Genomic DNA, 2,867 nt, shown 5'->3' on the forward strand with positions numbered 1-2,867 from the left:
CGAATGGATCTCGCGTGGTCGCTGGCCGAACGCTGGACTCGGGACGGCCGGCCCGCCGGGATCGGCGGCGCGGTGGAATTCCGCACCGACGTGTTCGACACCGCCACCGTGCAAACGCTGATCGAGCGCTTGCGGCGGGTGTTGGCGGCGATGACGGCCGACCCCGCCCGGCGACTGTCGTCGATCGATCTGCTCGACGACGACGAGCACGCGCGCCTACACGCCATCGGTAACCGCGCGGCGCTGTCGCGGCAGGCCAGCGGGCCGTCCTCGATTCCGGCGCTGTTCGCCGCTCAGGTGGCCCGCGACCCGCTGGCGGTGGCGCTGACGTGTGGCGGCCTGTCGATGAGCTATCGCGAGCTCAACGCGGCCGCGAACCGGTTGGCGCACCGGCTCATTGACCGAGGATGCGGACCCGGGCAATGCGTGGCGGTCCTGATGGAGCGCTCGGCGCACGCCGTCGTCGCCATCCTCGCGGTGCTCAAGACCGGCGCGGCGTACCTGCCGATCGACCCCGCCGTGCCGCAACAGCGCATCGGATTCATGCTCACCGACGCCGCGCCCGTCGCCGCCGTCACCACGACGAACCTGCGGTCGCGGCTCGACGGATGCAGCGTCGCAATCATCGACGTCGCCGGGCCCGCCGTGCACGTCCGGCCCGGCAGCGCCTTGACCGCGCCCGAACCCGCCGATATCGCCTACCTCATCTACACCTCCGGCACCACCGGGACCCCGAAGGGCGTCGCGGTCACCCACGGCAACGTCACCGCACTGCTGGCCTCGATGAACGGCCGGCTGACGTCGCCGACCGGAGTGTGGAGCCAGTGCCATTCGCTGGCCTTCGACTTCTCCGTGTGGGAGATCTTCGGGGCGCTGCTGTCGGGCGGACGGCTGCTGATCGTCCCCGACGACGTCGTGCGCTCACCGGAAGACTTGCGGGCCTTGCTGATTGACGAAGACGTCAGCGTGCTGAGCCAGACCCCGTCGGCCTTCTTCGCGCTACAGGGCGCCGACGCGTCGCGGTCAACGCATCAGTTCACCCCGCGCACCGTGGTGTTCGGCGGCGAAGCGCTGCTTCCCCAGCGGCTGGGCAAGTGGTTGCACAACCACCCGCACCGCCCGCGGCTGATCAACATGTACGGCATCACCGAGACGACGGTGCACGCCTCCTGCCGGAAGATCTGCGACGCGGACATCGAAGGCCACGTCAGTCCCATCGGAAAACCGTTGGCGCACCTGGCGTTTTTCGTCCTGGACCCGTGGCTGTGCCCGGTGCCCGCCGGTGTGCCCGGCGAACTTTACGTGGCCGGGTCCGGGGTGGCCGTCGGTTATCTGGGCCGGGCCGGATTGACGGCGTCGCGGTTCGTGGCCTGCCCGTTCGGCGGCACCGGGACGCGCATGTATCGCACCGGGGACGTGGTGCGTTGGGGCCCGGACGGTCAGCTGCACTACCTCGGGCGCGCCGACGATCAGGTCAAGATCCGTGGCCATCGGATCGAGCTCGGTGAAATACACAGCGCCCTCGCCCAATTGGACGGGGTGAAGCAGGCGGCGGTGATCGCCCGTGAGGACCGGCCGGGCGAGAAGCGACTCGTCGGCTATCTCACCGGCACCGCCGATCCGGCCGAGGCCCGCGCCCGGCTGGCCGAGCGGTTACCGGCCTACATGGTACCGGCCGCGGTGATCGCCGTCGACGCAATACCGTTGACACCCAACGGCAAACTCGACGTCCGCGCCCTGCCGGCACCGGACTATCACGGCCGTGATCAATACAGCGCCCCGGCCACCGCCGTCGAGCAGACCATGGCCGACATCTACGCCCACGTGCTGGGCGTCGACCGCGTCGGGATCGACGACTCCTTTTTCGACCTCGGTGGCGACTCGCTGTCGGCCATGCGGCTGGTGGCGGAAATCAACGCCGGTCTCGACGTCCACCTCGGCGTGCGGGCCCTGTTCGAAGCGCCCACCATTCGCCGCCTGGCGGGCCGCCTGGGCGCCGATGGGGGCGGGCGCCCGCCCCTGGTCGCCGCAGCGCGGCCGGCGGTGGTGCCGTTGTCGTTCGCCCAGTCGCGGTTGTGGTTCATCGGCCAATTGCATGGGCCCTCGCCGGTGCACAACATGGCCATCGCCCTGCAACTGCACGGGCGCCTCGACGACGCGGCGTTCGGCGCCGCGCTGGCTGACGTCGTGGCCCGCCACGAAAGCCTGCGGACCCTGTTCCCGGCGCACGAGGGCATACCCCAGCAACTGGTGGTCGAGGCCGGGGAGGCCGACTTCGGATGGCAGATCAGCGATGCGCGTGGGTGGTCGGCCGCCCGGCTGGGCAAGGCCATCGACACCGTGGTCGGCCACCGCTTCGAGTTGGCCACCGAACTCCCGTTGCGGGCGCTGCTGTTTCGGGTGGACGACAACGAGTATCTGCTGGTTGCCGTGCTGCATCACATCGCCGCCGACGGGTGGTCGCTGACGCCGCTGGTGCGCGATCTGGGCGAGGCCTATGCCAGCCGTGTGGCCGGACAGGCCCCGGGCTGGGTGCCGCTGCCGGTGCAGTATGTCGACTACACACTGTGGCAGCGCGCGCAATTCGGCGAATTGCAGGACCCGCACAGCCTGATCGCCGGGCAGTTGCGGTATTGGGAACACACCCTGGCCGGAATGCCCGAGCGGCTGGAACTGCCGACCGACCGGCCCTACCCGATGGTGGCCGACTTCGGCGGGGCCAGCGTGGCGGTGGAGTGGCCGGCGGAGTTGCAGCAGCGGGTACGGGCGGTGGCCAACGCGCACAACGCCACGAGCTTCATGGTGGTGCAGGCCGCCCTGGCGGTGTTGCTGGCCAAGATCAGCGCGAGTTCGGATGTGGCGGTGGG

At 70.1% G+C, this 2,867-nt stretch carries 1 protein-coding gene; it reads left to right on the forward strand.

The genetic code is table 11. The annotated features are described in order from the left end of the window. The coding region (locus A5622_RS18610) for a non-ribosomal peptide synthetase (protein ID WP_156753010.1) at positions 1–2,867 on the forward strand (2,867 nt) is incomplete at both ends.

Source organism: Mycobacterium sp. 1245801.1 (genome assembly GCF_001673055.1).
Classification (GTDB): domain Bacteria; phylum Actinomycetota; class Actinomycetes; order Mycobacteriales; family Mycobacteriaceae; genus Mycobacterium; species Mycobacterium europaeum_A.